Origin of the sequence: Mariniflexile sp. HNIBRBA6329, from assembly GCF_043558645.1 — a bacterium.
In the GTDB taxonomy this organism is placed as follows: domain Bacteria; phylum Bacteroidota; class Bacteroidia; order Flavobacteriales; family Flavobacteriaceae; genus Mariniflexile.
The window spans coordinates 1-569 of sequence record NZ_JBIFXS010000046.1 but is presented as its reverse complement, the minus strand read 5'-3'; the positions used below and the strand labels follow the sequence as shown (position 1 = coordinate 569).

General features: G+C 34.4%; 1 protein-coding gene. It reads right to left on the bottom strand.

All coding sequences use genetic code 11. The features are described from left to right. On the bottom strand, positions 1 to 569 hold a 569-nt coding region (locus ACGK9U_RS16125; RefSeq protein WP_394467586.1), incomplete at both ends, for a galactokinase.

Below are 569 nucleotides of genomic sequence, written 5' to 3'. Positions count from 1 at the left end.
AGAAAATCCAATTCATCACAACTTACCTTGTATTGGTTTTGTAAGCCATCATGCGAGGCATAAATTAGTTTTCCAAGTGTTTCCAAATCATTTTCTTGCATTGCTATTGAAGCTTGAACGGCACGTTCGTTTTCCTGGACTACATATAGTACTTTTTGAAAGTTTTCCGACGTGATTTTATCTTTTATGGATTCCAGATCAAATTCCGAAGCATCTCTTAAGGCTTTTACATTCAACATTTCAGCTACCAATTCGCAAACAGAACGTCTATCATTATAAGCACTATCAGATAAACTGTGTTTTACGTTGGTGTTTATTAAAATAAGTTCGTGGTCTTTAAAATCGATTTTAAAAGGTTTTGATTTTACCGTTCTGCAATCCAACAATAATGCATTGTTTTCAATACCAAACATGCTGGCATATTGGTCCATAATACCACATTTAACCCCTACGTAATTATGTTCGGCCTTTTGAGAAATTAAAATCATTTCATGCTTGGTCAATCCTAAATTAAACAGCTCATTTAAACCAAAAACCACACTGTTTTCCAAGGCTGCAGAAGAGGACAT